We start from the raw sequence: 25,623 nt of genomic DNA, 5'->3' as shown, positions 1-25,623 counted from the left end.
AGCGAAGGTCAGACCGGGCGCTTGTCGAAAGCCAGCCGCACGGCGAAGCCGGCCAGCAGGCTGCCCATCACCCAGCGCTGCACCTGCAGCCAGGTCGGCCGCGTCGCGAACCAGGCGGAGATGCCGCCGGCCGCCAGCACGATCAGCAGGTTGACGCTGAAGCTGATCGCCACCTGGGTGGCGCCCAGCACCACGCTCTGCGCCAGCACATGGCCGCGCTCCGGGGCGATGAACTGCGGCAGCAGCGAGACGTAGAAGATCGCGATCTTCGGGTTCAGGAGCGCGGTCAGGGCCCCCATGGCGAACAGCTTGCGCGGCCGGTCGGGCTTGAGGTCGCGGCGCGGCCGCAGCGGCGACCCGGCGCCCGGCCGCACCGAATTCCACGCCATCCACAGCAGGTAGCCGGCGCCGGCCAGCTTCACCGCCTCATAGGCCAGCGGCACCGCCAGCATCAGCGCGGTGAGGCCGATCGCCGAGGCCAGCATGTAGCAGAGCAGGCCCAGCACCACCCCGGCCAGCGAGATCGCCCCGGCCAGCCGGCCCTGCAGGATCGAGCGCGACAGCAGGTAGATCATGTTCGGCCCGGGGGTGCAGACCATGCCCAGGGCGATCAGGGCGAGCCCGGCCAGGCCGGTGGGGCTGACGATCATCGACGGTGTCCTCGGATGCGACGCCGCCGAGCATCGCGGCCCGCCTCGCGTCCCGGCAATCGGAAGATTGCTCGGAGAGCAAGATTCATCCGTCGACAACGCCGGATGGCCGCCCCCTCACCCCTTCACCAGCGGGCAGCCGCCCTCGGCCTCGGGGCGGAAGGCCTGGTCGGCCGGGATGGTGGCGCGGAGATTGTAGAGGTCCCAGTCGCCCTTGGATTCGGCCGGCGCCTTGACCTGGAACAGGTACATCGGGTGGATGTGGCGGCCGTCGGCGCGGATCCGGCCCTGGCCGAACAGCGGGTCGTCGGTCGGGTTGGCCTTCATCCAGGCCATCACCGCCGCCGGGTCCTTGCCCTTGGTGGCCGAGACCGCCTTCAGGTAATGCGTCAGCGCGGCATAGACGCCGGCCTGGATCATGCTGGGCATCTGGCCGTCCATGCGCTCGGCGAAGCGCCTGGAGAAGGCGCGGGTGCCGTCATTCATGTCCCAGTAGAAGGCCTCGGTCATCATCAGCCCCTGCGCCGCCGGCAGGCCGAGGGTCTTGACGTCGCGGATCGTGGTCAGCAGGCCGGCCAGCTTCTGGCCGCCGGCCTGCAGCCCGAACTCCGCCGCCTGCTTGATGGCGTTGATGGTGTCGCCGCCGGCATTGGCGAAGGCCACCACCTTGGCGCCCGAGGCCTGGGCCTGCAGCAGGAAGGAGGCGAAATCCTGCCCCGGGAACGGGTGCAGCACCGAGCCGACCACCCTGCCGCCCTGGGCCTTGACCAGGGCGCTGGCGTCGCGCTCCAGCGCATGGCCGAAGGCGTAGTCGGCGGTGATGAAGAACCAGGAGTCGTCGCCCTGGGCGATCAGCGCCGCCGCCGTGCCATGGGCCAGGGCCCAGGTGTCGTAGGTCCAGTGCACCGTGTTGGGCGAGCATTGCGCCCCGGTCAGGTCCGAGGTGCCGGCGCCCGAATTCAGGAAGACCTTGTTCTTGTCGCGGGTGATCTGGCTGACCGCGAAGGCGACCGAGGAGGTCGGCACGTCGAGGATGGCGTCGACGCCGTCCTGGTCGTACCACTGCCGGGCGATGTTGGAGCCGATATCGGGCTTGTTCTGGTGGTCGGCGGAGACGATCTCGACCGTCACCCCCTTGTCGATGGCGGCGTAGTCCTCCGCCGCCATCTGCGCCGCGACCACCGAGCCCTGGCCGGTGATGTCGGCATAGACGCCGGAGCGGTCGTTGAGCACGCCGACCTTGACGGCCGTCTGGGCGGCGGCGCCGCCGGAGGACAGGATGCCGGCCGCCAGCAGGCCGAGCGCCAGGACGCGAAGCTTCATCGTCTCCCCCCGAGATGCATGTTGTCGTTGCAGGGATGATGGCAGGAAAGCTGTCGCAGCGACAAGCGAGGGCGGGCACCGCCCTCCCGCCCGCCGCCGTCCGGTCACCAGCGCAGCCCGCTGCCGACCCAGCTGAGGCTGGCGTCATAGGTGCTGTGGCGCTGGCCCTCCAGGGCGTAGCGCAGCGCGTCGATGGCGTGGTTCTCGCGGTCCTCCAGCACCGGCAGGATGTCGCCGGTGCGCGGGTCGGTGCGCCAGCTGTACAGCGCCAGCTCGTCGATCAGGTGGCGGCAGCGCGGATGCACCAGGATGTCGCAGCTCTTCAGGAACTCGACGCCCTCCCTGACCGACCCCGGCCCCTTCTGCGCCGCCCGCAGCCGCGGGAAGCCGTGGCGCTGCAGGTAGCTGATGGTCTCCGGCCGGGCGCCGTCGGCGACGATCGGCCAGTCGCGCGCCGCCGGCACGGTATCGAACAGCGCCGGGGTGCGGTCGATCTCGCAGCCGACGCGATAGGCCTCGTGGTCGACATGCAGCGTGCGGCCGACCAGGAAGCAGCGCAGCAGCACGGTCGGGTCGCGGGCGAAGCCCCAATCGGCGCCGAGCAGGAAGCGGGCATCGGCCGGGGCCTCGAACGCCTCGACCCGCCAGTTGTGGAACACCCGCGCCTCGCTGGCCCGCTGGTAGCCGCCGAGCCAGACATGCTGGAACTTGTCCGGGTCGCGGTCGCGGTCCCATTCCAGCTCGGCCTTCAGCACCTTCGGGAAATGCGGATTGGCGGTCCAGTTGGCCTGGATCAGCGTGGTGCGCGGCGGCGACCGGCCGGTGCGGAACAGCTGGTCCACCGGGTCGTCCGGCCGGGTCGGGTTCCAGGAGAACCACAGCTCCGACCCCGGCTTGCGCAGGGTCGGGCGCAGCAGGTCGAGGCTGCGCCGGGACAGGGACTGCGCCTCCTCGACCCAGGCGATGTCGTAGCCCTCCAGCGACTTGATGCTCTCGGCGGTGTGGTTCTGCATGCCCTGGAAGATGATGCGGCCGTCCTCCGGGCAGAGGATGCGGTCGGCCTGGACGGTGAAGGCGGGGCCGAGGCCGAGCGCCTGGATCTTGTCCTCGAGCAGCCGCTTGACCGACTGGTCGAGCGAGCGCTGCACCTCGCGGATGCACACCGCCCGGGTCGGCCGGTCGAAGCAGCGCCGCACCAGCAGCTCGGCGAGGACATGCGACTTGCCGGAGCCGCGGCCGCCATGCAGCGCCTTGTAGCGCGACGCCTTCGCCAGGCGCTTGAACCGGCGCGGCAGCCTGAGCGGCGGCGGGGCGAGCGTCGCCTGCGGGGCGACCCTGGCCCCGGCCTGTCCGGCCGGCACACGGTCCAGCCCGAGGGCGAGCCGGAACTGCCGGTACGCCGCCTCGACGGTGGGCAGGCCGTCGATGCCGTGCTCGTTCCTGCCCTTCGCCAGGCAGTCCGGGGCCACCTTGCGCAGCCGGCGCCCCACCCGCCCCTCCAGCCTCTGCCCCGTGGCCACCCTCTCGACCACCTTCATCAGGCAGGCCGCCAGGATCCTCGGCTCGTGCAGCTTGCGGCAGCCGAGGGCCTTGGCGCTCTTTTCCGAGAGGCCCGTCTCACGAGCCGCCCGGGCCGCATCGCCGTGGCTGACGAAGCGCTCGGCAAAATCGTCGTCGCTCTCCTCCAGCGCCATCCCGGCCTCCCACGAAAAAGCCCGCCGCGGCGGGGCCGGGCGGGCGCAACTCTTCGACTCTGCCTGGATTATGGGGTTCGACGCGGCTTCATGTCAAGAACAAAAAGGGAACGTAACCGAGGGCGCGCGCCATCCAGCCTGCCGGGATCGCCTCACTGCCTTCGACCTGAACTCCCGGCTGAAGCTGCTGTGGTCGGCCCACGCGCTATCGATCGCCGATCAGACCCGCTGACCATTCGCGCGCGCTATGGAGGATGCGCAGGATCTGCACCGTGTCCTCCTCGATGCGATAGATCACGACATAGGGAGTTCGGCTGACGGTGAGCTCCCGGGTGCCCTCTACCCGTCCGGGCCGCCCGCTCTGCGGCATCTGGCGCAGAGACGAGACCCGGGCCGATATTCGCTCATCGACGCGCTCGGCCGCGCGCGGGTTGCTGGCCTCGATGTGGTCGTAGATGGCGAGACGATCGGCCTCTGCGGCCGGACGCCAGCTCAGCCTCAAGACTGGCCCGGGGCCAGCTTGCGTCGCGTCGCGGCGCGCCTGGCCGCGAATCTGGCCTCGATCTCGTCATGCGGGATGTCCGGCCGAGGATCGTCGAGGGCCTCCTGCACCTTGGCCCGCACCCAGGCGTCATAGGTCGCCGGATCCACCGCGAGTCCGGCGGGCAAAGCGCCCTCGTTCGCCACCCGGGTCAACAGCATCCGGACCGCGTCGGAGACGGTAAGGCCCATCTGAGCCAGCACGACGGATGCCTTGTCCCTCAGCGCGGGGTCGATGCGGGTCTGGATCAATGCGCTCGCAGCCATCTCACGCCTCCTGTCTCGATCCAATGTAATGCAATCGCATTACAAATCAAGAGAGCCGGAGCTTCAGCCGAGCCTCGGCGGCATTTAATTCGGTGACAGTGCACTAATTGCAAAATTCGGCAGCCGCGCATAAATTGAACACTTGAACTCAGTGACAGTGCATTAATTGAGTGCGATGCTGGCCGCCGAGATACCTGTCGCATGGGAGGAGACATGGCCCGGCTGGCGCGCGCGGTGTTTCCGGGGCTTCCCCACCATGTCACCCAGCGCGGCAACGGGCGGGGACAGACCTTCTTCTGCGACGCGGATTACGCGCTCTACCGCGACCTGCTCGCCCACCATTGCGCGGCGGCGGAGGTCGAGGTCTGGTCCTGGGTGCTGATGCCCAACCACGTTCATCTGGTCCTGGTGCCGAGCGACCCGGACGGCCTCCGCCGGGCGCTGGCGCCGGTGCATCGGTACTATGCCGGCCATATCCACACTCGGCTCGGGCGCAGCGGCCATTTCTGGCAGGGCCGTTTCGGCTGCGTCGCGATGGACGAGGCGCATCTCGGGGCCGCGCTGCGCTATGTCGCGCTCAACCCGGTGCGGGCCGGGCTGGTGGAACGGGCGGCGGACTGGCCCTGGTCCAGCGCGCCGGTCCATCTCGGCCGGACCGGGGCGGATGGCCTGACGACCGTGGAGCCCGTGCTGTCGCGCTATCCCGATTTCGCCGCGATCCTTGCCGCCGGCGAGGACGAGGCGGCGTCGGCGCGGCTGCGGCGGGCAGAGCAGATCGGCCGGCCGCTCGGCGGCCGCGACTTCCTCGACCGGCTCGAAGGCGAGAGCGGCCGGTCGCTCGCCCCCGCCAGACGCGGGCGGAAGCCTGCTAAAAGTGCACTGTCACCGTAATTCGTCACCGTAATTCAAATCGAATGTGAAATTTGCGACGCCAACCTAAGATGTCGATGGAGGACACCCGATGAAGGGCCCACGTTCGATACTCTACGACAGAGCTCAGGATTTTTTCGACCTCGAGGGAAATTATGTTATGACGCTGACGCCTCAAGCTGCCCTTGATGTGTGTCAGTCGTTGATAGAAAAGAATCTTGTTGCACTCATGATCGAGGGCGGAATTTGGCGCAATCCTGGCCTTGAACCACGATTAGACTGCATATGGAACGCTCGACCTAAGAATTTATCCACCTCCGAAGGAATTAACATAACAAACAAACAAGCTTATAAATTTATAAAAGAAGAACATCGGCTTGGCCACGATGTATTTATTCTGACAGTCGAAGACATAGACATAGCCATCGAAACATATGTTAAAAATGGTGATGAATTTATGTGAAAATGAGTCCTTTTTCTGGACGCAATCTGGATAAATTTAATTCGGTGACAGTGCACGAATTGCCTGAACCTAAAAGTGCCAGAACCTAAAAGTGCACTGTCACCGAACTAGTTGACGACGTCCGGTTCGGAGCGCTCCAGACAGCTCCCCGATGGCGGCAAGAGCCGATCAGTGACGAAGACCCCTCACCCGTTCCCCAGGCTGCCGAGCAGGCCTTCCAGGCCGCCCTGGTCCAGCTCCTGCTTCGCCGGCTGCACCGTGGGCGCCGTGACCGCCGTGGGCGGCACCAGCACCTTCGGCGCGCCCGAAGGCGTCACGGTCGGGGCGATCGTCGCCGCCGTGGCGGGAGCGCCGCCGCCCGACCCGGCCGTGGCCACCGCCGCCGGCAAGGAATCGTCGACGCCCAGCAGCGGCTTGACCGGCCGGCCGCGCTCGGCCTCGACCATGAAGTCGTGCCAGATCTTCGCCGGCAGGCTGCCGCCCGTCACCTTGTCCATCGGCGTGCCGTCGTCGTTGCCGACCCAGACGCCGACCACGTAATCCGCCGTGAAGCCGATGAACCAGGCGTCGCGATATCCTTGACTCGTGCCGCTCTTGCCCGCCGAGGGCCGGTCGAGACGGGCGCTGCGGCCGGTGCCGATGGTCATGGTGGCGGCCAGCATGCGGTTGATCGCCTCGACATGCCAGGGCAGCACCGCCTCGCCCGGGCCGCCGCCGTAGCGGGTGTAGATCGGGTCGGTGCCCGGCGCGCCGGCGATGCGGTCGACACCATAGGGCCAGACGCCGTTGCCCTGGTTGGCCAGCGCGGCATAGGCCGCGGTCAGCTCCAGCAGGTTGACCTCGCTGGTGCCCAGCGCCAGCGACAGCTCCGGCCGCAGCGGCGAATTGATGCCGAGCCGCCGGGCCAGGCCGATGGTCCGGTCGATGCCGGCGCGCTGCAGCATGCGCACCGCGGCGGTGTTGTAGGATTTGGCCAGCGCCTCGCGCGCCGTCACCTCGCCATGGAACTTGCCGTCATAGTTGCCCGGCGACCAGGTCTTGATCGTGATCGGCGCGTCCAGCACCAGGCTGTCCGGCGTCAGCCCCTGCTCCACCGCCGCCAGATAGGCGAACATCTTGAAGGAGGAGCCGGGCTGGCGCTGCGCCGTGACCGCGCGGTTGAACTGGCTCTGGCTGTAGCCGCGGCCGCCGACCATGGCCACCACCGCGCCGTCCGGCCGCATCGCCACCAGCGCCGCCTGGCTGGCGCCGACCTTGCCGCCATCCTCCGCCATCCGCGCGTCGACGATGCCCTCCGCCGCGCGCTGCAGCGACGGCACCAGCGTGGTCTGCACGGTCAGGGCCGGGGCCGCGGTGTTGGCGAAATCCGGCACCTGGTCGGCGATCCAGTCGGCGAAGTAGCGGCTGCCCGAGCCGCCGCCCGGCCGGCGCGGCGGCACCGGCGGCTGGTCGTCGGCCGCCTTCAACTGCTTGTCGGTGATGAAGCCGGCATCGACCATCGCCGCCAGCACCACGTCGGCGCGCTGCCGCGCCGCCTCCGGATCGCGGTCCGGCGAGTAGCGCGACGGCGCCTTCAGGAGACCGGCCAGGATCGCCGACTGCTCCAGGTTCACCTCCGTCGCCGGCACGCCGAAATAGGCGCGGGCGGCGGCGTCGATGCCGTAGGTGCCGGAGCCGAAATAGACCCGGTTGAGATAGGCGGTGAGGATCTGGTCCTTGGAGAAGTTCATCTCCAGCCACACCGCCAGGATCGCCTCCTGGATCTTGCGGCGGACCGTGCGCTCCGGCGTCAGGAACAGGTTCTTGGCGGCCTGCTGGGTGATGGTGGAGCCGCCCTGGACGGCGCGGCCGGCCCGGTAGTTCACCCACAGCGCCCGGGCCACGCCGATCGGGTCGATGCCGTAATGGTGGTAGAAGCGGCGGTCCTCGATCGCCATCACCGCCTCGGTCAGGTGCTTCGGCAGGGCCGAGGCCTGGACCATGTCGCCGGTCATGTCGCCGTAGCGGGCGATCTGGCCGCCGTCGGAGGCCACCACGGTGATCGCCGTGCGCCGCTCCGGCATCGCCACCTGGCGGATGTCGGGCAGGTCATAGGCGAAATAGGCGACGACGACCCCGACCGCGATCACGCACCAGATCGACAGCACCGCGCCCCATTTGGCCACGCCCCACAGCCAGTGCCGGCGACCCGACGATTTGCGCGGCTTTTGAGTCGATTTCGACGGCGATCTGGGGCGGCGCGGCGAGGACTTGCCGCCGGACGCGCTGGTCCGGGAGCGGCCACCGGTGGCACGCAAGGCAGGCTTGCCGGAAGAGCGGGTCGTCATAATGCGAACTTTATCTCGCGAGAATCCCGCAATATCAAGCCGGAATGAGGCGGAATTTAGAGATCGTCTGAGGCTGTTGCGTCACGGTGACGGGGTAAATTTCGCGACAACAAAATTTCACTTGCATCAGGGGGGCGCCGACCGTATTTGACCCCTCGGAACGTATTCGCACGTGCCCCGGCCCGCTTCAGGTTCGAACAGCATCGAACCCGGTGGGCACAGCAACGACGTCACGCGTCTCCTCGGTCTGTCCGGCTCCGGCCGGCTGGGTTGAAGAGAAGTTTTTCGGTTGCAGGTGCGGAGAGGGTTCCTCTTCCGTGATTGTCTGGATGGTTTACCGGGTGTCGCCCTTGGCGTCGTCCCGTAAATCCGTCTCTGCAATCCGGATCCGCATGTGCCGCCGGGTTTCGTCGCCGGTGAGCAGAGGCGGGCGCCTCAGGCAACGGTTTGGTTTGAACTGGCTTGCCGTGAGGGATCAGTCCCCATGAACACCAAGATTGCCTCCTTCCTGGAAGAGCGACGTCCCGAGACCCCGTGCCTCGTGCTGGACCTCGACGTGGTCGCCGGCAACTACCAGGCGCTGGCCGCCGCCATGCCCGACAGCCGCATCTTCTACGCGGTGAAGGCGAATCCGGCGCCGGAGATCCTGTCGCTGCTGGCCGCGCTGGGCTCGTGCTTCGACACCGCCAGCGTCGTCGAGATCCGCGACGCCCTGGCCGCCGGCGCCACCCCGGACCGCGTCTCCTTCGGCAACACCATCAAGAAGCGGGTCGACATCGCCACCGCCTATGCCCTCGGCGTGCGCCTGTTCGCCTTCGACAGCGAGGCGGAGCTGCGCAAGATCGCCGAGGTCGCGCCGGGCGCCCGCGTGTTCTGCCGCATCCTGACCTCGGGCGAGGGCGCCGAATGGCCGCTGTCGCGCAAGTTCGGCTGCGAGCCGTCGATGGCGCGCGAGCTGCTGGCGATGGCGCCGGGCCTGGGCCTCGACGCCTATGGCGTGTCGTTCCATGTCGGGTCGCAGCAGCGCGACACCGGCGCCTGGGACCAGGCGCTGGAATCGGCCGCCGGCATCTTCCGCGACCTGGCGGCCAAGGGCATCGAGCTGAAGATGGTCAATCTCGGCGGCGGCTTCCCGACCAAGTACCTCAAGGAGGTGCCGACGGCGGAGGCCTATGGCCGCGCCATCGACGCCAGCCTGCGCAATCATTTCGGCAACCGCCTGCCCGAGACCATCATCGAGCCGGGCCGCGGCATGGTCGGCAATGCCGGCGTGATCCAGACCGAGGTGGTGCTGATCTCGAACAAGTCGGCGAACGACAACACCCGCTGGGTGTATCTCGACATCGGCAAGTTCGGCGGCCTGGCCGAGACCATGGACGAGGCGATCCGCTACCCGATCAGCACCATCCATGACGGCGACGAATCCGAGCCCGCCATCCTGGCCGGCCCGACCTGCGACAGCGCCGACGTGCTGTACGAGAAGACGCCCTACCCGATGCCGGTTTCGCTCGCGATCGGCGACAAGGTGCTGATCCACGGCACCGGCGCCTACACGACGACCTATTCGGCGGTCGCCTTCAACGGCTTCGCCCCCCTCAAGGCCTATTACATCTGAACCTCATACGGGTGGGGATCGGGTTCATGGACATCATGCGGGAGCGGCCGCGCCACGCGGCCGCCATCGAGAGCCTTGTCGTCGACTGCTTCGGCGAGGGGCGCTTCGGCAAGACCGTCTACCGGCTGCGCGACGGGGTGCGGCCGAACAACGAGCTGGGCCTGGTCGCGATCGAGGATGGCGAGCTGGTCGGCACGCTGCGCTTCTGGCCGATCCATGTCGACGGCATCGGCGAGACCATCCTGCTCGGCCCGCTCGCGGTGGCCGAGGGGCTGCGCTCGACCGGCGTCGGCTCGCGGCTGATGCGGGCCGGCCTGTCGCGCGCCGCCGCCTTCGGCCACCGGAGCGTGATCCTGGTCGGCGACGAGCCGTATTACCGCCGCTTCGGCTTCCGCCGCGACCTGACCCTCGGCCTGATGCTGCCGGGGCCGGTCGACTACGACCGGCTGCTGGGGCTCGAGCTGGTGCCGGGCGCGCTGGCCAACGCCCGCGGCATGATCGGCCGCGCCGACGGCCTGCCGGTGCGGTACGAGATGGCCGCGGTCGCGGTCGCCTGAGGCGCGTCGGGCGGCAACAGACCGCTCGCGTTCCCATCCGCACCACAGCGGGAAAATCCGCAGATCGCTCCGACCATCGCCGTCCCCCACATAATCGAACGGCGACTGTGCATTCCTGTAAGTTCAAGACCAGTTTCAAGCGACCCATATGCTTGTCCATGGCAAACGCAACAACGATCCCGTCCATGGCAAATGCGACAATGATAGTGACCTGCAGCGGCGGCACGTATTTCGATCGCGACTATTATGTCGACGTTCACCTGCCATTGGCGCTGGCGTGCTGGCAGCGGCATGGACTGGAAAGCGCCGCCGCCTTCTTTCCCCGCGACGACGATGCGGCGGATGTCTCGGTGGGGATCTACCGGTTTCGCGATGAGGCCGCGCTGCACGCGGCGCTCGCATCCGCCGAGACGGCGGCGGTGATGGCGGACGTCCCCCGCTTCACCGACGCCGCCGTGTCGCGCAGCGTCGGCACCCCGATCTGACCGCCCGGCTGCCGCTCCCGGCGGGGGGCGAACTTTCTTCGAATTCAAGGACAGGCGCGATGGAATTCTCTGACCGCAAGGTCTTCGTCGTCGGCGGCAGCCGCGGCATCGGCGCCGCGATCGTGCGGCGCTTTTCCGCGGCGGGCGCAACGGTGGCGTTCACCTATGCCGCCTCTGCCGATGCGGCGGGCGCGCTCGCCGCCGAAACCGGCGCGCAGGCGCTCCGGGCGGATGCCGGCGAACGCGATGCGCTCATCGCGGCGATCCGCGACGCCGGGCCGATCGACATATTCGTCTACAATGCCGGCCTGCTGGTGTTCGGCGATCCGCTGGCGCTCGCCGCTGACGACGTCGACCAGATGATCGACGTCAACCTCCGCGGCGCCTATTTCGGCAGTGTCGAAGCGTCGCGGATGATGCCCGATGGAGGGCGGATCCTCGTCATCGGATCCGACACCGCCGACAGCATGCCGTTCACCGGGCTCGCGGCCTATGTGATGACCAAGGCGGCGATGCAAGGCATGGCGCGCGGCCTGGCGCGCGACATGGGCCCGCGCGACATCACGGTCAATGTGATCCAGCCTGGCCCGACTGACACCGACATGAACCCGGCCGAAGGCCCGCGGGCGGCTGGTATGCTCGCGGAAATGGCCATCAAGCGCTATGGCACCGCCGACGAAGTGGCGGCCCTGGCGCTCTATCTCGCCGGCACGCAGGCGCGCGGGATCACGGGCGCCATGCACACGATCGATGGCGGCTTCGCCGCCTGAGCCGCCGGGCACTCAAGCACAGGATCCTTCCCACCGAGTGTCGATATCCCGGCTCTCTCAGGGGGAGTGTGGGTTGTGGTGCGCCGCAAAGTGCCCGTACAGCGCCAGGCTGGCGGCGACGGTGGCGTTGAGCGATTCGACCGCGCCCGAGGTCGGGATCGCTAGGCGGCGCAGGTCCAGCCCCGAAGGCAGGCCCAGCCCTTCCTCGCCCAGCACCAGCCGCAGGTCGCGCGGCCAGGCGAAGCCCGACAGATCCTCGCCCTGCCCGTCCAGCGCCAGCAGCGGCCCCGCCGCCCCGGCCAGGCCGGCCCAGGCCGGGCCGCGCCGCAGCTCCAGCGCGAATTGCGCGTTCGACGCGGCGCGCAGGCATTTCGGGTGGAACGGATGCGCCGCATCGGCCAGCAGGATGACGCGGCGCACGGCGAAGGCGGCGGCGCTGCGCAGCAGGGCGCCGAGATTGCTCGGGTCGCCGAGGGCGCAGACCAACTCCAGCCCCTCGGGCGGCCGGGCCAGATCGATCGCCGCCATCTCCGGCACCACCCCGACCAGGATCGGCAGGCCGGTGCCCGAGACGTCGAGCCGGTCGAACAGGGTGCGGCCGAGGCGGATGCGCTCCAACTCCGGCGGGGCCGGCAGGTCCTCGGCGCCGGGCGGCAACAGCAGCGATTCGAAGCGGTCCGGGTGCGCGGCCAGCGCTTCCCCCACCGTCTTGCGCCCGGCCAGCAGGAAGCGGCGATGCTTGCGCAACCCGCGGCTCTCCAGCAGCGACGCCCACAGCTTGGCGCGCGGATTGTCCAGGCTCTCGATGATGCGCTCGGCCATTCCTCGCCTCTGGGAGGGCGCTTCGCCTTGCCCTTCCCTTCACTGTCATGCCTGGGCTTGACCCGGGCATCCAGAAGATGTCGACGCTCTCTGGATTGCCGGGTCAAGCCCGGCAATGACAGGAAAGGAAGCCGTCCGAGGTCTTACCTGATCTCGAACACCGCCTCGACCTCGACGGCGCAGCCGAGCGGCAGCTGGGCGACGCCGACCGCGGCGCGGGCATGCTTGCCGGCGTCGCCGAAGGCCTCGGCCATCAGGTCCGACGCGCCGTTGACCACCTTCGGCTGGTCGGTGAAGTCCGGCGTCGAGTTGACGAAGCCGCCCAGCTTCACCACCCGCGCGACGCGGTCGAGGTCGCCGCCCAGCGCCGCCTTGGCCGCCGCCAGGATGTTGATGGCGCAGATCCGGGCGCAGGCATAGCCCTCCTCGATCGAGAACTCGGCGCCGAGCTTGCCGGTGTGGCTGATCTTGCCGTCGACGAACGGCACCTGGCCGGAGATGTAGAGCATGTTGCCGGAGATGACGGAGGGGACGTAGTTCGCCGCCGGCGCCGCAACGTTCGGGAGGGTGATCCCCTTCTCCTGCAGCCGCGCCTCAATGCTTCCTGCCATGGGTCGGTTCCCGTTCGCTTGGGTGAATCGAAGGCCGCACCATAGCCAGCACGGCCCGGCGACGAAAGCCCGACCCCGACGCGCACCGTCCGATGCGCGACGGATCATGCCGCAGGCGGAACAGAATCCGGCTTCCCCCTGAGTCACTCTCGGCGCAAGGGCTGAAAACAGGCCATCGCAGGGAGTCGTTGACGGCATTGCCGTTTCATGACGTTATTATTACAACCAAACGACAATAGCGTGACATCCGCCATGTCATGGCTGGACTCTGTTCTCTATTCCGGTCGTCCGAAGCGGTCAAAATGCTTGGGAAACCGTCGGTTTTCGCGGATTTACGGACAATTCGTCGGGACACTGCTTGACAAGGATTGCGCACCGCAACACAGTCCCGCCGCGTCCGCGCAGGAGTCCGGATTTGGCCGCGGGTTCGACTTCGGATTCAGACATTTTTCTAAAATCCGTCAAACAGACACATGAACATCGGGGGTTGTGACATGAAGGCGACGTGGACTTCCGTGCTGTCGATCTCGGCCCTGGCGCTCGCCGCCTCCGCCGCCACCAGCGCGATGGCCGAGCCGTCGGCGGAGCTGATCGCCGCGGCGAAGGCCGAGGGCGAGCTGACCACCATCGCCCTGCCCCGCGACTGGTGCGGCTATGGCGGGATCATCGACAGCTTCAAGGCCAAGTACGGCCTGAAGGTCAACGAGCTGAACCCCGACGCCGGCTCGGGCGACGAGGTCGAGGCGATCAAGGCGAACAAGGGCAACAAGGGCCCGCAGGCGCCGGACGTGATCGATGTCGGCCTGTCCTTCGGCCCGTCGGCCAAGGCCGAGGGGCTGCTGGCCCCCTACAAGGTGTCGACCTGGGATTCGATCCCCGACGCCGCCAAGGACCCCGAGGGCTACTGGTACGGCGACTACTACGGCGTGCTGGCCTTCGAGGTGAACAAGGACATCGTCACCAAGATCCCGGCCGACTGGAAGGACCTGCTGTCCTCCGACTACGCCAACTCCGTCGCGCTGGCCGGTGACCCGCGCACCTCGAACCAGGCGATCCAGGGCGTCTACGCCGCCGGCCTGTCGACCGAGACGGATCCGGAGAAGGCCGCCAATGCCGGCCTGAAGTTCTTCGCCGACCTCAACAAGGCCGGCAACTTCGTGCCGACCATCGGCAAGGCCGCCTCGCTGGCCCAGGGCGCGACCCCGGTCGTGATCCACTGGGACTATCTCGCCCTCAACGACCGCGACACCCTGAAGGGCAACCCGCCGGTCGAGATCGTGGTGCCGAAGACCGGTGTCGTCGCCGGCGTGTACGTCCAGGCGATCAGCGCCTATGCGCCGCATCCGAACGCCGCCAAGCTGTGGATGGAGCACCTGTATTCGGATGAGGGCCAGGTCGGCTATCTCAAGGGCTACTGCCACCCGATCCGGTTCCAGAACCTGGTGGACACCAAGAAGATCCCCGACGACCTGCTGAAGGCCCTGCCGCCGGCCGAGAACTACGCCAAGGCGGTGTTCCCGAGCCTCGAGGACCAGAAGAAGGCCAACGAGATCATCACCAAGAACTGGGACTCGGTGGTCGGCGCCAACGTCAAGTAACCCGCTTGAGGCCGCGCCGTCCTTGCCCTTACCTTTGGGGCGCCCTCTTCCGAGGGTAAAGGACGGCGCGGTCTTTCGCGTTTCCGCCCTTCGCGGCAGGCATTCGTCAGCAGGCGCCGATGACCCAGGCCACGATCGCAGCCCCCCTCGCCGCGCCGGCCAAGCCCGGCAAGCTCTCCTGGGCCTGGCTCGGGGTGGCGCCGTTCTTCCTGTTCGCCCTCCTGTTCCTGATCCTGCCGACCGTCACCCTGCTGGTCGGCAGCTTCCAGACGCCGGACGGGTCCTTCACCCTCAAGAACATCGGCGACCTGTTCCAGCAGTCGATCCTCGACGCCTACTGGATCTCGATCCGGGTCAGCGCCGCCTCGGCCCTGCTGGGCGCGCTGATCGGCTTCTTCCTGGCCTATGCCGTGGTCATGGGCGGGCTGCCGGGCTGGATTCGGCCGACGCTGATGACCTTCTGCGGCGTCGCCTCGAACTTCGCCGGCGTGCCGCTGGCCTTCGCCTTCATCTCGACGCTGGGCCGCCTCGGCCTGGTGACGATCCTGTTCGACACCTACCTCGCCCCCGTCCTGGGCTTCCGGCTGTACCAGACCGGCTTCAACCTGCTGAGCTTCTGGGGCCTGACCCTGACCTATCTCTACTTCCAGATCCCGCTGATGGTGCTGATCCTGGCGCCGGCGCTGGACGGCCTGAAGAAGGAGTGGCGGGAGGCGTCGTCGATCCTCGGCGCCACCACCGGGCAGTACTGGCGCATGGTCGCCCTGCCGGTGCTGTGGCCCTCGATCGTCGGCACCACGCTGCTGCTGTTCGCCAACGCCTTCGGCGCCATCGCCACGGCCTACGCGCTGACCGGCAGCTCGCTGAACATCGTGCCGATCCTGCTCTACGCCCAGATCCGCGGCGACGTGCTGCACAACGCCAACCTCGGCTACGCGCTGGCGCTCGGTATGATCCTGATCACCGGCCTGTCGAACGGCCTCTACATGGTGCTGCGGGCCCGCAGCGAACGGTGGCTGCGATGAAGCAGAGCCGCATCGGCGCCTGGATCGCGCTGGCGATCGGGACGATCTACTTCCTGGTGCCGCTGATCGGCACGCTGGAGTTCTCGCTGCGCATGCGTCGCGGCGAATACAGCCTCGACGCCTACAGGATCGTGCTGGGCGACCCGGGCTTCCAGGCCAGCTTCCTCTATTCCTGCATCCTGGCGCTGGCGACCATCGCGGTCGGCGTGCTGCTGGTGGTGCCGACCGCCTATTGGGTGCGGCTGCGCCTGCCACGGCTGCGTCCGATCATCGAGTTCATCACCCTGCTGCCGCTGGTGATCCCGGCGATCGTGCTGGTGTTCGGCTATGTCCAGATGTTCAACACATCGTCGCTCCTGCCGCTCCTGGGCAGCGAGCACGGCACCGACCTGCTGCTGACCTTCGGCTACGTCACCCTGGCCCTGCCCTACATGTACCGGGCGGTCGACACCGGGCTGCAGGCGATCGACGTCCGCACCCTGACCGAGGCGGCGGAGAGCCTGGGCGCCGGCCGGGCCCGGATCCTGTTCCGGGTGATCCTCCCCAATGTCCGCTCGGCGGTGCTCAGCGGCGCCTTCCTGACCTTCGCCATCGTCATCGGCGAGTTCACCTTCGCCAGCCTGCTGAACCGGCCGGCCTTCGGCCCCTATCTGCAGCTGGTCGGCGCCAACCGTGCCTATGAGCCGGCGGCGCTGGCGATCATCGCCTTCGTCGTCACCTGGGCCTGCATGGGCCTGCTGCAGCTGTTCGGCCGCGGCCGCCGCGGCGCCTCGGCGGCGACGCGATGACGATGCGCCTCCGCCCCACCCTGCGCCGCGACGCCGGCGCCGCAAGCCAGGTGACCTGATGGACACGGCGACCGACTTCCTCGACATCAGCGGCCTGCGCAAGAGCTACGGCCAGAACACCGTGGTCCACAATTTCGACCTCGGGGTGAAGCGCGGCGAGTTCATCTCCTTCCTCGGTCCCTCCGGCTGCGGCAAGACCACGACGCTGCGCATGGTCGCCGGCTTTGAGATCCCGACCGCGGGTGCCATCCGCATCGACGGCCGCGACATCACCCGCCTGCGGCCGAACCAGCGCAATGTCGGCATGGTGTTCCAGGCCTATGCGCTGTTCCCCAACATGACCGTGGCCGACAACGTCGCCTTCGGCCTGCGGGTGGCGAAGAAGCCGGCCGTCGACATCGACCGCCGGGTCAAGGAGATGCTGGAGCTGATCAAGCTGCCGCACCTGGCCGACCGCTACCCTTACCAGCTGTCCGGCGGGCAGCAGCAGCGCGTCGCCCTGGCCCGCGCCTTGGCCAACAAGCCGAGCGTGCTGCTGCTGGACGAGCCGCTGTCGGCGCTGGACGCCAAGATCCGCGTGTCGCTGCGCAGCGAGATCAAGGCGCTGCAGCGCGACCTGGGCATCACCACCATCTTCGTCACGCACGACCAGGAGGAAGCCCTGTCGATGTCGGACCGGATCGTGGTGATGAACGAGGGCTATGCCGAGCAGGTCGGCACGCCGTTCGAGATCTACAACTATCCGCGCACCCGTTTCGTCGCCTCCTTCGTCGGCACGCTGAACATGCTGCGCGGCCAGGTGGTCGACGCCGCCGGCCAGCGCATCCGCGTCGACGGCCAGGACATCCTGGCGGCCCGCGGCGTCAGCGACGCCAAGGATGGCGAGACCCGCTCGATCGCGCTGCGGCCGGAGGCGATCACCCTGGCCGGCTCGGGCGAGGATCAAGGCTCCGGCCGCAACCGCATGCAGGGCACGATCGAGGATGTGAACTTTCTCGGCGCCGTGGTCCGCATCCGGGTGCGGTTCCAGGAGGCGACGGTCTCGCTCGACACCTTCAACAGCCCCAGCGTCGCCCCGCCCGAGCGCGGCCAGCCGGTCACCATCACCTTCGGTCGCGACGACGTGCTGGTGCTGGAAGGCGAGCACCACTGAGGCGACCATTCGATAACGCTACTGGCATGGCCGTCTAGCGGCGCTTTCTCCGCTTCCGGTGCTCACGCACCAAACGTGCGCTGCGCTCCGGTTCTCGAAACCACCGCCAGCCGACTCATGCCAGCGCGTTCTCGAACGGCCTCCGATTCAATTCATGATGTCATCGCCGGGCTTGACCCGGCGATCCAGGGGACACTCGGAGCGGCATCGACATCTCTGGATGCCTGGGCCAAGCCCGGGCATGACAGGGAGAGGAACACCGACGCATGAACACGCCGCCTGGAGCCGGACAAACCGACGAAGCCATCCGAATCGGCGCCCTGGTTCCGCTCAGCCGGCCGGGCTGGGTCGAGGCAGGCGAGCATCTGCTCGCCGGGCTCGAGCTGGCCGTGTCCGAGGTCAATCAGTCCGGCGGCATCGCCGGCGAGCCGCTCGAGCTGGCGGTCCGGGACACCGCGGCCGATCCGCAGAAGGCCGCAGCCGCCGTCGCCGAGTTGGACCGCCTGGGCGTCGCCGCCCTGGCGGGGGAGTATCACAGCGTCGTCGCCCGCGCCGCCGCCGCCAGGGCCGACGCCATCGGCTTGCCCTTCCTCTGCTCCTCGGCGGTGCTCGACGCGCTCACCGAGCAGCCGACGCCATGGGTGGCGCGCCTCGCCCCGGCGCAGTCGCATGGCTGACGGATCTATGCGGATTTCCTGCTCGGCGCCGGCCATGGCCGGATCGCGGTGGCGGCCCAGCCCAGCGTCTACTGGGCGTCCGGGACCCGGGTCCTGCGCGACCACCTGGCGCCGCGCGGCGCCAGCGTCATCGAGCTCGACATGGCCTCGCCCGACCCGGCGGTGCTATGCGACGCCCTGGCCGAAGCTCGCCCGACGGCCCTGCTGCTGCTGGCTGGCCACCCCGAGCCGGCGCTGCCGATCGTCCAGGCCGTGCGCCGCGACCCGCGCCTCGCCGGGATCCTGATCGGCGCCCCGGCCGGGCAGCCGGAATTCGCCGAATGGGCGGCGCTGCCGGGCGGCGACGGCGCCGGCATCCCGTTCCTGCGCTACTTGCCCGATCGCCTCGGCCCGCTCGGCGTGCGGGTCGAGGCGGCGCTGCGCCGGCGGCTGGCCGCAGCCCCCTCCTTCGTCGCCTTCGAGGGCTACGATACCATCGCCGTCCTCGCCGAGCTGCTGCGGTCCTGCGGCGCCGACCGGGCGCGCATCGCCGAAGCCTGGCCACACATTGCCATCGAGGGCACCCGCGGGCCGATCCGCTTCTCCCGCGTGCCGGGCATCGGCGTCTGGCAATGGGCCTGGGCGCCGGTGCAGGTCGTCGACCGGGATCCGGCGGACCCCGGCCGCATCCGGGTCCTCGCCGCCGGTTAGAGGCCGTACTTGCCCAGGTCCGGCCGCTTCGCCAGGGCGGTGCGGACGATGGTCTCGACCCGGTCGCGCTCCGCCCCCTGCAACTCCAGCCGCGGCTGGCGCACGGTGGTGGCGGTGCCGCGCACGATCGCCTCGGCCAGCTTCACGTTCTGGACGAAGCGCAGCGACACGTCGAGATGCAGCAGCGGCATGAACCAGCGGTAGATCTCCAGCGCCTCGGGGATCCGCCCGGCCGCGACCAGCTTGTGGATCGCCACCGTCTCGCGCGGGAAGGCGCAGACCAGGCCGGCGACCCAGCCGACCGCGCCCAGCATCAGGCTTTCCAGCGCCAGATCGTCGACCCCGGTGAAGATGTCGTAGCGGTCGCCCACCGTGTTCATGATGTCGGTGATGCGGCGGACGTCGCCCGAGGATTCCTTGATCGCGACGAAATTCTTCTCGTCCGCCATCTCGGCGAACATCTCCGGCGTGATGTCGACCGCATAGGCGATTGGGTTGTTGTAGACCATGATCGGCAGGCCGGTGGCGCGCGCCACGGTGCGGAAATGCTGGATCGTCTCACGCCGGTCGGAGACGTAGCGCATCGCCGGCAGCAGCATCAGCCCGTCCATCCCCGCCGCCGCAGCCCGCTCCGCCAGCTTAACGGCGGCGCGGGTCGAATCCTCCGCCACGGTCAGCAGCACCGGCCGCCCGCCCGCCGCCTCCTTGGACGCCGCCGCGATCGCCATCTTCTCATCGGCGGTCATGGTGCTGGCCTCGCCGATCGAGCCGCAGCAGATGATGCCGTCGACCCCGTTCTCGATCTGGAACGCGACATCCGCGCGCACCCCGGCCAGGTCGACCTCCTGCTGCGCATCCATCTTGGTGGTGATCGCCGTGTAGACCCCGGCCCAGCGCTGCCCCGCCATCGTCTCGCATCCCCTTGTGATCGGCCGCCCTTTGGTCCGCGGCGCCTCCCAGCATATCTTCTGTATTTAATTTGTCGACAAAATCCTCCGACGCTCCGGACCCGAGCGAGGCGAGCCCTTCGCTGGCGACATTGCACCGCAGCATTTCCTGCAGATCTATGTTGCAGTGCGAAAGAGTATGATCATACTTATCGAATGCAGGGAGACGTGACGACAGCCCCGACAGGGGCGCCGCCCCGCCCTCTTTGCACCACATTTTACGGGCATTTGACCGGCCTTCCGACACAAGGCCGTGATCGAATGATCCGGATCAACAGGCGAAGGTTTTCGGGAGCACTCCAATGCATGCCGTCAAGAATGTCCGCTACGTCACCAAGCGCGAACTGCCGACGGTTGACGATGCCCTGTATGCCGCTGAGGGCCTGACCGCCGATTTCGAGGAGCGGCTGCAGATCGCCGCCGAGCTGAGCGGCCTGTCGATCGACGACGTCCGCGCCGCCGCCGAGGCCCAGGCCGCCGAGATGGCGAAGAAGTCGACGCTGCGCATCACCTCGACCATCCGGTCGAACACCGGCAGCGCCGTGGTGGTCGAGCGCCGCCGCACCCGCACGGTGATGATGCCGCGGTCGCTGACCCTGGCCTGATCCCCGGCCAATACTTGCCTCGCTGTCATTGCGAGGAGCGTAGCGAAGCAATCCAGGGGCCATGCCAAATGGCCCTGGATTGCTTCGCTACGCTCGCAATGACGATCTAGGGGTTCCAAACCATCGAGAGGCGACAGCCTCTCCGCCCACCGACGCTCACCGCATCCCGGCCGGGGCCGCGATGGTCCACAGCGTGGTGCTGCCCCGGGTGTCCGGATCATAGGGTGCCGATTCGAAGGCGATGGTCCGGCCGTCGGCCGACCAGCCGGGCGCGCCGTCATAGCCGCAATTGACCGTCAGCCGCACCGGCGCGCCGCCCGTCGCCGAAATCACGAACAGGTTGGCGTTGTCGAGATCGGGCCCGCCGGCCGAATAGACAATCCACGCGCCGCTCGGCGACCAGGACGGGCCGGTGTTGCCGCGGGACGGGGCCCTGGTGACGTTGAGCAGGCCGCGGCCGGCGGCATCGATCGTCATCACATCCCACTGGCCGGGCTTGACCTGGCGCTGGAACGCGATCCGGTCGCCGCGCGGCGACCATTGCGGCTGCCGGTCGTCCGCCCCCTGGGTCAGCCGCGCCAGCCCGCTGCCGTCGACCTTCATCTTCCACAGCTCGCCGGCGCCGTCGGGATCCGCCTCGCGGTGCGATTCGAACACGATCCACTGGCTGCGGTCGGCCAGCATCGGCGAGATCGACGGCTCCCAGGCCAGGAAGCCTGGCCGGTCGGTCAACCGCTTCGCCGCGCCGGCGGCGGCCGGGACGATGTAGATCTCGTCGCGGTCGACCACGTCCGAGGAATAGACCACCGCGTTGCCCGCTGCGCTCCAGCACTGGCCCGGCAGGTTGACGCTCTGCGCCCCGACGCGCGGGCTGAGCGCCCGGGCCGGGGCTCCGCCGGCGGCCGGCACCGTCCAGACGATCGCGCCGCCCTGGTTGTAGCGGCGCTTGAAGTTGGTGAAGGCCAGCGCCGTCCCGTCCGGCGACAGACACGGATTCTGCAGGCTGCCGGCGACGCCGGTGACCGGGACCGGCCTGGCCGCGTCGCCGCGGCAGGTCTGGGCCACCGCTGCCAGAGGGCTTGCGGCCAGCAGGGCGGCCAGAGCCCATGCGCATCGTCTCATCTCTCGGACTCCCCCCGAAGCCGGCCCGCCCCGATGGCGGCGCGGCCCCGGAAGTGTCGGGTGTGCCAACATAGGACAACAGTCCCCCTACCCTCGGGGGTTGCATATCGCGGCGACTCCTCGGCCGATCGGAGATGGCCGCGGGCGCCTTCCCCGCCGCCGGTCCCGCCCCCTATGATCGGCGGCGTGCCGCTCCCGGCGCGACCGATCGGAAGGCTGTTCAGTGGATCTCGCCGACGACGCCCTGCGCGACCGGGCCCGCCGGGCCGGCATCGCGCCCGAATGGACCGACGTCACCGGCCGGACCCGCAGCGTGGCGCCGGAGACGCTGGAGCGGCTGCTGGCCCTGATCGGCGCGGATGGGGAGACGGCTTCGGTGCCGCCGCTGGTCACCGGGACGGCCGGCCAGGCGATCCCCTTGCCCCCGGCGGCCGGCACCGGCACCGCGGCCCTGGTCTTCGATTCCGGCGAGCGGACCGACATCACCGTCTATCCCGGCGATGACGGGCGCAGCTGGCTGGCGCCGGTCGACCGGCCTGGCTATCACCGGCTGCAGTTGCGCGACCGCGAGGTCACCCTGGCGGTGGCGCCGCAGCGCTGCTTCGGCCTGGACGAGGTGGCGCGCGGCGGCCGGATGTGGGGGCTGGCGGCGCAGATCTACGCGCTGCGCCGGCCGGGCGATGGCGGCATCGGCGACAGCCGGGGCATCGCGGATCTGGCCCGGGCGGCCGGCCGCGCCGGCGCCGACGCGCTGGCTCTGAGCCCGACCCATGCGCTGTTCATAGCGGAGCCCGGGCGCTTCGGCCCCTACTCCCCCTCCAGCCGCCTGTTCCTGAACCCGCTGCTGGCCGACCCCGCCGCGCTGTTCGGTCCGGGCCGCGTCACCGCCGCGATCCGCGGCGCGGGCGTGGCCGAGGCGATGCGGCGCTGCGAAGGGGCGGAACTGATCGACTGGCCCGCGGCGGCAAAGGCGAAGCTGGCGCTGTTCCGCGCCCTGTTCGACGGCTTCGACACCAGGTCCGGCGGCCTGGCCGAGGATTTCGCCGGCTTCGTTCGGGCCGGCGGGGATCTGCTGCAGGACCATGCCCGGTTCGAGGCGCTGCAGGCCGCCCGCCTGGCGGCCGACCCGTCCGACCGCGACTGGCGGCACTGGCCGGCGGCGCTGCGCAATCCCGCCGGACCGGCGGTGGCCGAGTTCGCGGCGGCGCAGGATCGCGAGATCCGCTTCCACCTGTTCCTGCAATGGCTGGCCGACCGCGCCTTTGCCACGGCCCAGGCCGAGGCCCGGTCGGTGGGCCTGCGCATCGGGCTGATCGCCGACCTGGCCGTGGGCATGGACGCCACCGGCAGCCATGCCTGGAGCCGCCCGTCGGACGTGCTGGGCGGCGCCAGCATCGGGTCGCCGCCCGATGCCTTCAACGCCGACGGCCAGAACTGGACCCTCGCGGCTATCTCGCCGCGGGCGATGGTGGAGACCGGCTTCGCGCCGTTCCTCGACACGCTGCGGGCGACGTTGCGCCATGCCGGGGGCATCCGCATCGACCATGTCATGGGGCTGGCCCGGCTGTGGCTGGTGCCGGACGGCATGGCGCCGACCGAGGGTGCCTATCTGACCTATCCGGCGGAGGACCTGCTGCGGCTGGTGGCGCTGGAATCGCACCGCCACCGCGCCGTGGTGATCGGCGAGGACCTGGGCACCCTGCCCTGGGGCTTCGCCGGCCGGCTGACCGACCACGCCGTGGCCGGCATGCGGGTGCTGCTGTTCGAGCGCGAGGGCGACGGCTTCAAGCCGGCCGAGCATTGGGACGCCGGCGCCGTGGCGATGAGCTCGACCCACGACCTGCCGCCGGTGGCCGGCTGGTGGCGCGGCACCGATATCGAGGCGCGGGCCGGGCTCGGCCAATACGCCGATGGCGGCGCGGCGGAGCGGGCGCAGCGCGCGGCCGATCGCGGCCGGATGTGGCAGGCGATCGGCGAGGGCGCGGTGCCGGAGGAGCCGGCGCCGGTCGTCGGCGCCGCGCTGCGCTTCGTCGCCCGCGCCCCGTCGCGACTGGCGCTGGTGCCGCTGGAGGATGCGCTGGGGCTGGAGCAACAGGCGAACCTGCCCGGCACGATCGACGAAGTCCCGAACTGGCGCCGCCGGCTGGAGCGCCCGGCCGGCGAGGCGCTGGCCGAGCCCGCCGTCGCCGCCCGCCTCGCCGCCATCCGCCGCGAGCGGCAGCGGTAGGGCCCGAACGAAAACGCGCGGCCTCTGCCGCCTGGCAGGGCCTTTTGGGTATTCCCAACACCGTCATTGCGAGCGAAGCGAAGCAATCCAGGGGCCAGTGCGAACCGGCCCCTGGATTGCTTCGCTTCGCTCGCAATGACGGTGAGGGGCGCCCCGCTCAACCCATCAGCCGGTCGCTGTGCTGGCCCTCGGCGAACTCCCCGACCATCTTCTCGTTGAAGGCCGGCAGGTCGTCCGGCGACCGGCTGGTGACCACGCCCTGGTCGACCACCACCGCGCGGTCATAGACCGTGGCACCGGCGTTGCGCAGGTCGATCTGGATCGCCTTGTATCCGGTCATCTCGCAGCCCTCGACCACGCCGGCGCTGATCAGCAGTTGCGGCCCGTGGCAGATCGCCGCCACCGGCTTGCCGGCCTCGAAGAAGCTGCGGACGAAGCCGATCGCCGCCTTGTCGGTGCGCAGCCGGTCCGGGCTGTGCACGCCGCCAGGGATCAGCAGGCCGTCATAGCCCTCCGGCGCCGCCTGATCGAGCGACACGTCGACCGGGAAGCTGTCGCCCTTGTCGAGATGCTTGTGCCCGGTCACCTGGCCCGAGGCCGGGCTGACGATCTCGACCTTGGCGCCGGCCTGCTTCAGGGCCTTGACCGGCTCGGTCATCTCCACCTGTTCGAAGCCGTCGGCGACGAGCACGGCGATCCTGCGTCCGCCCAGACGTTCGGTCATGCCACTCTCCATCGTCAGAAGGACGGCCGCGGAGGGGCGGACCGTCTTCCTGGGCAATGGCCGGTGGCGTCGAGCGGTTCCTACGATGCCGCGACCTCGATCAGGGTCGGCTTGCTGTCCTCGAAGGCGGCGGCCAGGCGCTGCGGCAGGTGGCGCGGGTCGTCGACCGCGGCATAGCCGCAGCCATAGGTCGCCGCCATGGCGTCGAAGGCCGGCGGGTCGATATCGACGCCGAGGCGGTCGATCCCGGCCTTGTCCATGCCGTAGGCGATCTGGCCCAGGCCGCGATTGTTCCAGACCACGACCGGCAGGCCGAGGCCGAGATCGGCGGCCGTCCCCAGCTCCTGGCATGTGAAGCCCAGGCCGTAATCGCCGGCCAGCGCCACCACCTGCGCCTCCGGCCGCGCCAGCTTGGCCCCGACCGCCGCCGGCAGGCCGTAGCCCAGCGTGCCGAAGCCGACCGGATGCAGCCAGCCGCGCGGCTGCCGCGCCGGGAACACGACATTGCCGGTATAAGCGATCTGGGTCATGTCGGTGACCACCACCGCATCGTCCGGCAGCGCGTCGCGCAGCTTCGCCAGGAACGCCAGATGGCCGGGCTTGTCGCCGAACTCCGCGATGTCGGCGGCTTGCCGCACCGGCGCCAGGTCGCCGGCCCAGACGGCACGGCCGGAGAGATCGGACAGGGCATTCGCCAGCCCCTCCAGCGCCAGCCCGGCGTCGCAGAGCAGCGGCACCGCCGGCCGGTAATCGCGCACCAGCACGTCGGGGTCGAGGTCGACCCGGATCAGCGCTTCCGGCAGGCGCAGCGGCGACCAGCGGTCGTTCAGCGCCAGCTCGGTGCCGACGGCCAGCACGACATCGGCCTCGCCGATCAGGCGCTGGCCCTCGGCCGTGCCGATGCGGGAGCCGATCGAATGCGGGCCATCATCCGGCACGATGCCCTTGCCGGCGATCGAGCAGGCGACGACCGCGCCCAGGCTCTCCGCCAGGCGCCGGGCCGCGGCGGAGGCGCCGACCGCGCCGCCGCCGAGCAGGATCATCGGCCGCCTCGCCCCGCGCAGCAGGTCGGC

The 25,623-nt window shown here is 69.4% G+C and carries 24 protein-coding genes and 1 pseudogene; 13 read left to right on the top strand and 12 right to left on the bottom strand.

Annotated features, from left to right (window positions below; genetic code table 11):
• Positions 1-8: 8 nt before the first annotated feature.
• The 5 genes from BWR60_RS26130 to BWR60_RS26110 all read right to left on the bottom strand — a co-directional run bounded on the left by BWR60_RS26130 (position 9) and on the right by BWR60_RS26110 (position 4,474).
• Positions 9-650: a LysE family translocator gene (locus tag BWR60_RS26130; protein ID WP_088154495.1), complete on the bottom strand. Its 642-nt coding sequence runs from the start codon at positions 648-650 to the stop codon at positions 9-11.
• 117 nt (positions 651-767) lie between these two features.
• Positions 768-1,973 (bottom strand): ABC transporter substrate-binding protein, encoded by a 1,206-nt coding sequence (locus tag BWR60_RS26125; protein WP_088154492.1) that lies wholly within the window; start codon positions 1,971-1,973, stop codon positions 768-770.
• A 104-nt stretch (positions 1,974-2,077) separates the two neighbouring features.
• The gene (locus BWR60_RS26120) at positions 2,078-3,667 is read right to left on the bottom strand and encodes a PBSX family phage terminase large subunit (RefSeq protein WP_218823691.1); all 1,590 of its coding nucleotides are present in this window, start codon (positions 3,665-3,667) and stop codon (positions 2,078-2,080) included.
• A gap of 205 nt (positions 3,668-3,872) precedes the next feature.
• Positions 3,873-4,169, bottom strand: a complete 297-nt coding sequence (locus BWR60_RS26115; RefSeq protein ID WP_088154490.1) for a type II toxin-antitoxin system RelE/ParE family toxin — start codon at positions 4,167-4,169, stop codon at positions 3,873-3,875.
• Entirely contained in the window at positions 4,166-4,474 is a 309-nt protein-coding gene (locus BWR60_RS26110; RefSeq protein ID WP_088154488.1) for a type II toxin-antitoxin system RelB/DinJ family antitoxin, read from the bottom strand. The genes BWR60_RS26115 and BWR60_RS26110 overlap by 4 nt, the downstream gene beginning before the upstream one ends.
• A gap of 213 nt (positions 4,475-4,687) precedes the next feature.
• On the opposite strand from BWR60_RS26110, the gene BWR60_RS26105 reads away from it, so the two are divergent.
• Positions 4,688-5,365, top strand: coding sequence for a transposase (locus tag BWR60_RS26105; protein ID WP_088154486.1), 678 nt, complete (start codon positions 4,688-4,690; stop codon positions 5,363-5,365).
• Positions 5,366-5,435: 70 nt separating this feature from the next.
• Entirely contained in the window at positions 5,436-5,807 is a 372-nt protein-coding gene (locus BWR60_RS26100) for a colicin immunity protein (RefSeq protein WP_088154484.1), read from the top strand.
• Positions 5,808-5,992: 185 nt separating this feature from the next.
• Here the strand turns inward: BWR60_RS26100 and BWR60_RS26095 are convergent, their stop codons facing one another.
• Entirely contained in the window at positions 5,993-7,972 is a 1,980-nt protein-coding gene (locus BWR60_RS26095) for a transglycosylase domain-containing protein (protein ID WP_179221950.1), read from the bottom strand.
• A gap of 646 nt (positions 7,973-8,618) precedes the next feature.
• Between BWR60_RS26095 and BWR60_RS26090 the strand changes: the two genes are divergently transcribed.
• The 4 genes from BWR60_RS26090 (at position 8,619) to bdcA (ending at position 11,561) form a co-directional block, all read left to right on the top strand.
• Positions 8,619-9,749, top strand: coding sequence for a type III PLP-dependent enzyme (locus tag BWR60_RS26090; protein ID WP_088154480.1), 1,131 nt, complete (start codon positions 8,619-8,621; stop codon positions 9,747-9,749).
• A 26-nt stretch (positions 9,750-9,775) separates the two neighbouring features.
• Positions 9,776-10,306, top strand: coding sequence for a GNAT family N-acetyltransferase (locus BWR60_RS26085; RefSeq protein ID WP_088154478.1), 531 nt, complete (start codon positions 9,776-9,778; stop codon positions 10,304-10,306).
• 185 nt (positions 10,307-10,491) lie between these two features.
• Entirely contained in the window at positions 10,492-10,791 is a 300-nt protein-coding gene (locus BWR60_RS26080; protein WP_218823690.1) for an EthD domain-containing protein, read from the top strand.
• A gap of 59 nt (positions 10,792-10,850) precedes the next feature.
• Positions 10,851-11,561 carry an SDR family oxidoreductase gene (gene bdcA / locus BWR60_RS26075; protein ID WP_088154474.1) on the top strand — a complete coding sequence of 237 codons (711 nt, stop codon included), beginning with the start codon at positions 10,851-10,853 and terminating at the stop codon, positions 11,559-11,561.
• A 57-nt stretch (positions 11,562-11,618) separates the two neighbouring features.
• On the opposite strand, the gene BWR60_RS26070 is transcribed toward bdcA, so the two are convergent.
• Both BWR60_RS26070 and BWR60_RS26065 read right to left on the bottom strand, forming a co-directional pair.
• The gene (locus BWR60_RS26070; protein WP_088154472.1) at positions 11,619-12,383 is read right to left on the bottom strand and encodes a TrmH family RNA methyltransferase; all 765 of its coding nucleotides are present in this window, start codon (positions 12,381-12,383) and stop codon (positions 11,619-11,621) included.
• Between the two features lie 143 nt (positions 12,384-12,526).
• Positions 12,527-12,994 (bottom strand): RidA family protein, encoded by a 468-nt coding sequence (locus tag BWR60_RS26065; RefSeq protein WP_088154470.1) that lies wholly within the window; start codon positions 12,992-12,994, stop codon positions 12,527-12,529.
• Between the two features lie 494 nt (positions 12,995-13,488).
• Here BWR60_RS26065 and BWR60_RS26060 point away from each other — a divergent pair, with 494 nt between their 5' ends.
• From BWR60_RS26060 to BWR60_RS38345, 5 genes and pseudogenes are all read left to right on the top strand, one after another.
• Complete coding sequence (locus BWR60_RS26060) at positions 13,489-14,592, top strand: ABC transporter substrate-binding protein (RefSeq protein ID WP_088154468.1); 1,104 nt, start codon at positions 13,489-13,491, stop codon at positions 14,590-14,592.
• Positions 14,593-14,711: 119 nt separating this feature from the next.
• Positions 14,712-15,617 carry an ABC transporter permease gene (locus BWR60_RS26055; RefSeq protein ID WP_088154466.1) on the top strand — a complete coding sequence of 302 codons (906 nt, stop codon included), beginning with the start codon at positions 14,712-14,714 and terminating at the stop codon, positions 15,615-15,617.
• Positions 15,614-16,405 (top strand): ABC transporter permease, encoded by a 792-nt coding sequence (locus tag BWR60_RS26050; RefSeq protein ID WP_088154464.1) that lies wholly within the window; start codon positions 15,614-15,616, stop codon positions 16,403-16,405. Before BWR60_RS26055 ends, BWR60_RS26050 begins: the two co-directional genes overlap by 4 nt.
• A 58-nt stretch (positions 16,406-16,463) precedes the next feature.
• Complete coding sequence (locus BWR60_RS26045) at positions 16,464-17,558, top strand: ABC transporter ATP-binding protein (protein WP_088154462.1); 1,095 nt, start codon at positions 16,464-16,466, stop codon at positions 17,556-17,558.
• Between the two features lie 266 nt (positions 17,559-17,824).
• A pseudogene (locus tag BWR60_RS38345) lies at positions 17,825-18,925 on the top strand (ABC transporter substrate-binding protein).
• On the opposite strand, the gene BWR60_RS26035 reads toward BWR60_RS38345, so the two are convergent.
• Positions 18,922-19,833 carry a dihydrodipicolinate synthase family protein gene (locus BWR60_RS26035; protein WP_088154460.1) on the bottom strand — a complete coding sequence of 304 codons (912 nt, stop codon included), beginning with the start codon at positions 19,831-19,833 and terminating at the stop codon, positions 18,922-18,924. The pseudogene BWR60_RS38345 and the gene BWR60_RS26035 sit on opposite strands and share 4 nt — an antisense overlap.
• Before the next feature lie 341 nt (positions 19,834-20,174).
• Here BWR60_RS26035 and BWR60_RS26030 point away from each other — a divergent pair, with 341 nt between their 5' ends.
• Complete coding sequence (locus BWR60_RS26030) at positions 20,175-20,477, top strand: hypothetical protein (RefSeq protein WP_088154458.1); 303 nt, start codon at positions 20,175-20,177, stop codon at positions 20,475-20,477.
• Between the two features lie 156 nt (positions 20,478-20,633).
• Here the strand turns inward: BWR60_RS26030 and BWR60_RS26025 are convergent, their stop codons facing one another.
• Positions 20,634-21,599 (bottom strand): PD40 domain-containing protein, encoded by a 966-nt coding sequence (locus BWR60_RS26025; RefSeq protein WP_179221949.1) that lies wholly within the window; start codon positions 21,597-21,599, stop codon positions 20,634-20,636.
• A 223-nt stretch (positions 21,600-21,822) separates the two neighbouring features.
• Here BWR60_RS26025 and malQ point away from each other — a divergent pair, with 223 nt between their 5' ends.
• A complete protein-coding gene (gene malQ / locus BWR60_RS26020; RefSeq protein ID WP_088154453.1) occupies positions 21,823-23,826 on the top strand; it encodes a 4-alpha-glucanotransferase in 2,004 nt (667 codons plus the stop codon).
• Between the two features lie 157 nt (positions 23,827-23,983).
• On the opposite strand, the gene BWR60_RS26015 is transcribed toward malQ, so the two are convergent.
• Positions 23,984-24,550: a type 1 glutamine amidotransferase domain-containing protein gene (locus BWR60_RS26015; protein WP_088154451.1), complete on the bottom strand. Its 567-nt coding sequence runs from the start codon at positions 24,548-24,550 to the stop codon at positions 23,984-23,986.
• Positions 24,551-24,630: 80 nt separating this feature from the next.
• On the bottom strand, positions 24,631-25,623 hold a 993-nt coding region (locus tag BWR60_RS26010; protein WP_230983183.1), incomplete at its 5' end, for a thiamine pyrophosphate-dependent enzyme.

The sequence above is a fragment of the Inquilinus limosus genome (genome assembly GCF_002195995.1).
Taxonomy (GTDB): Bacteria; Pseudomonadota; Alphaproteobacteria; order DSM-16000; family Inquilinaceae; genus Inquilinus; species Inquilinus limosus_C.
Note: the sequence above shows the minus strand (reverse complement) of the source record. Positions and strands in the feature narration are given on the sequence as shown.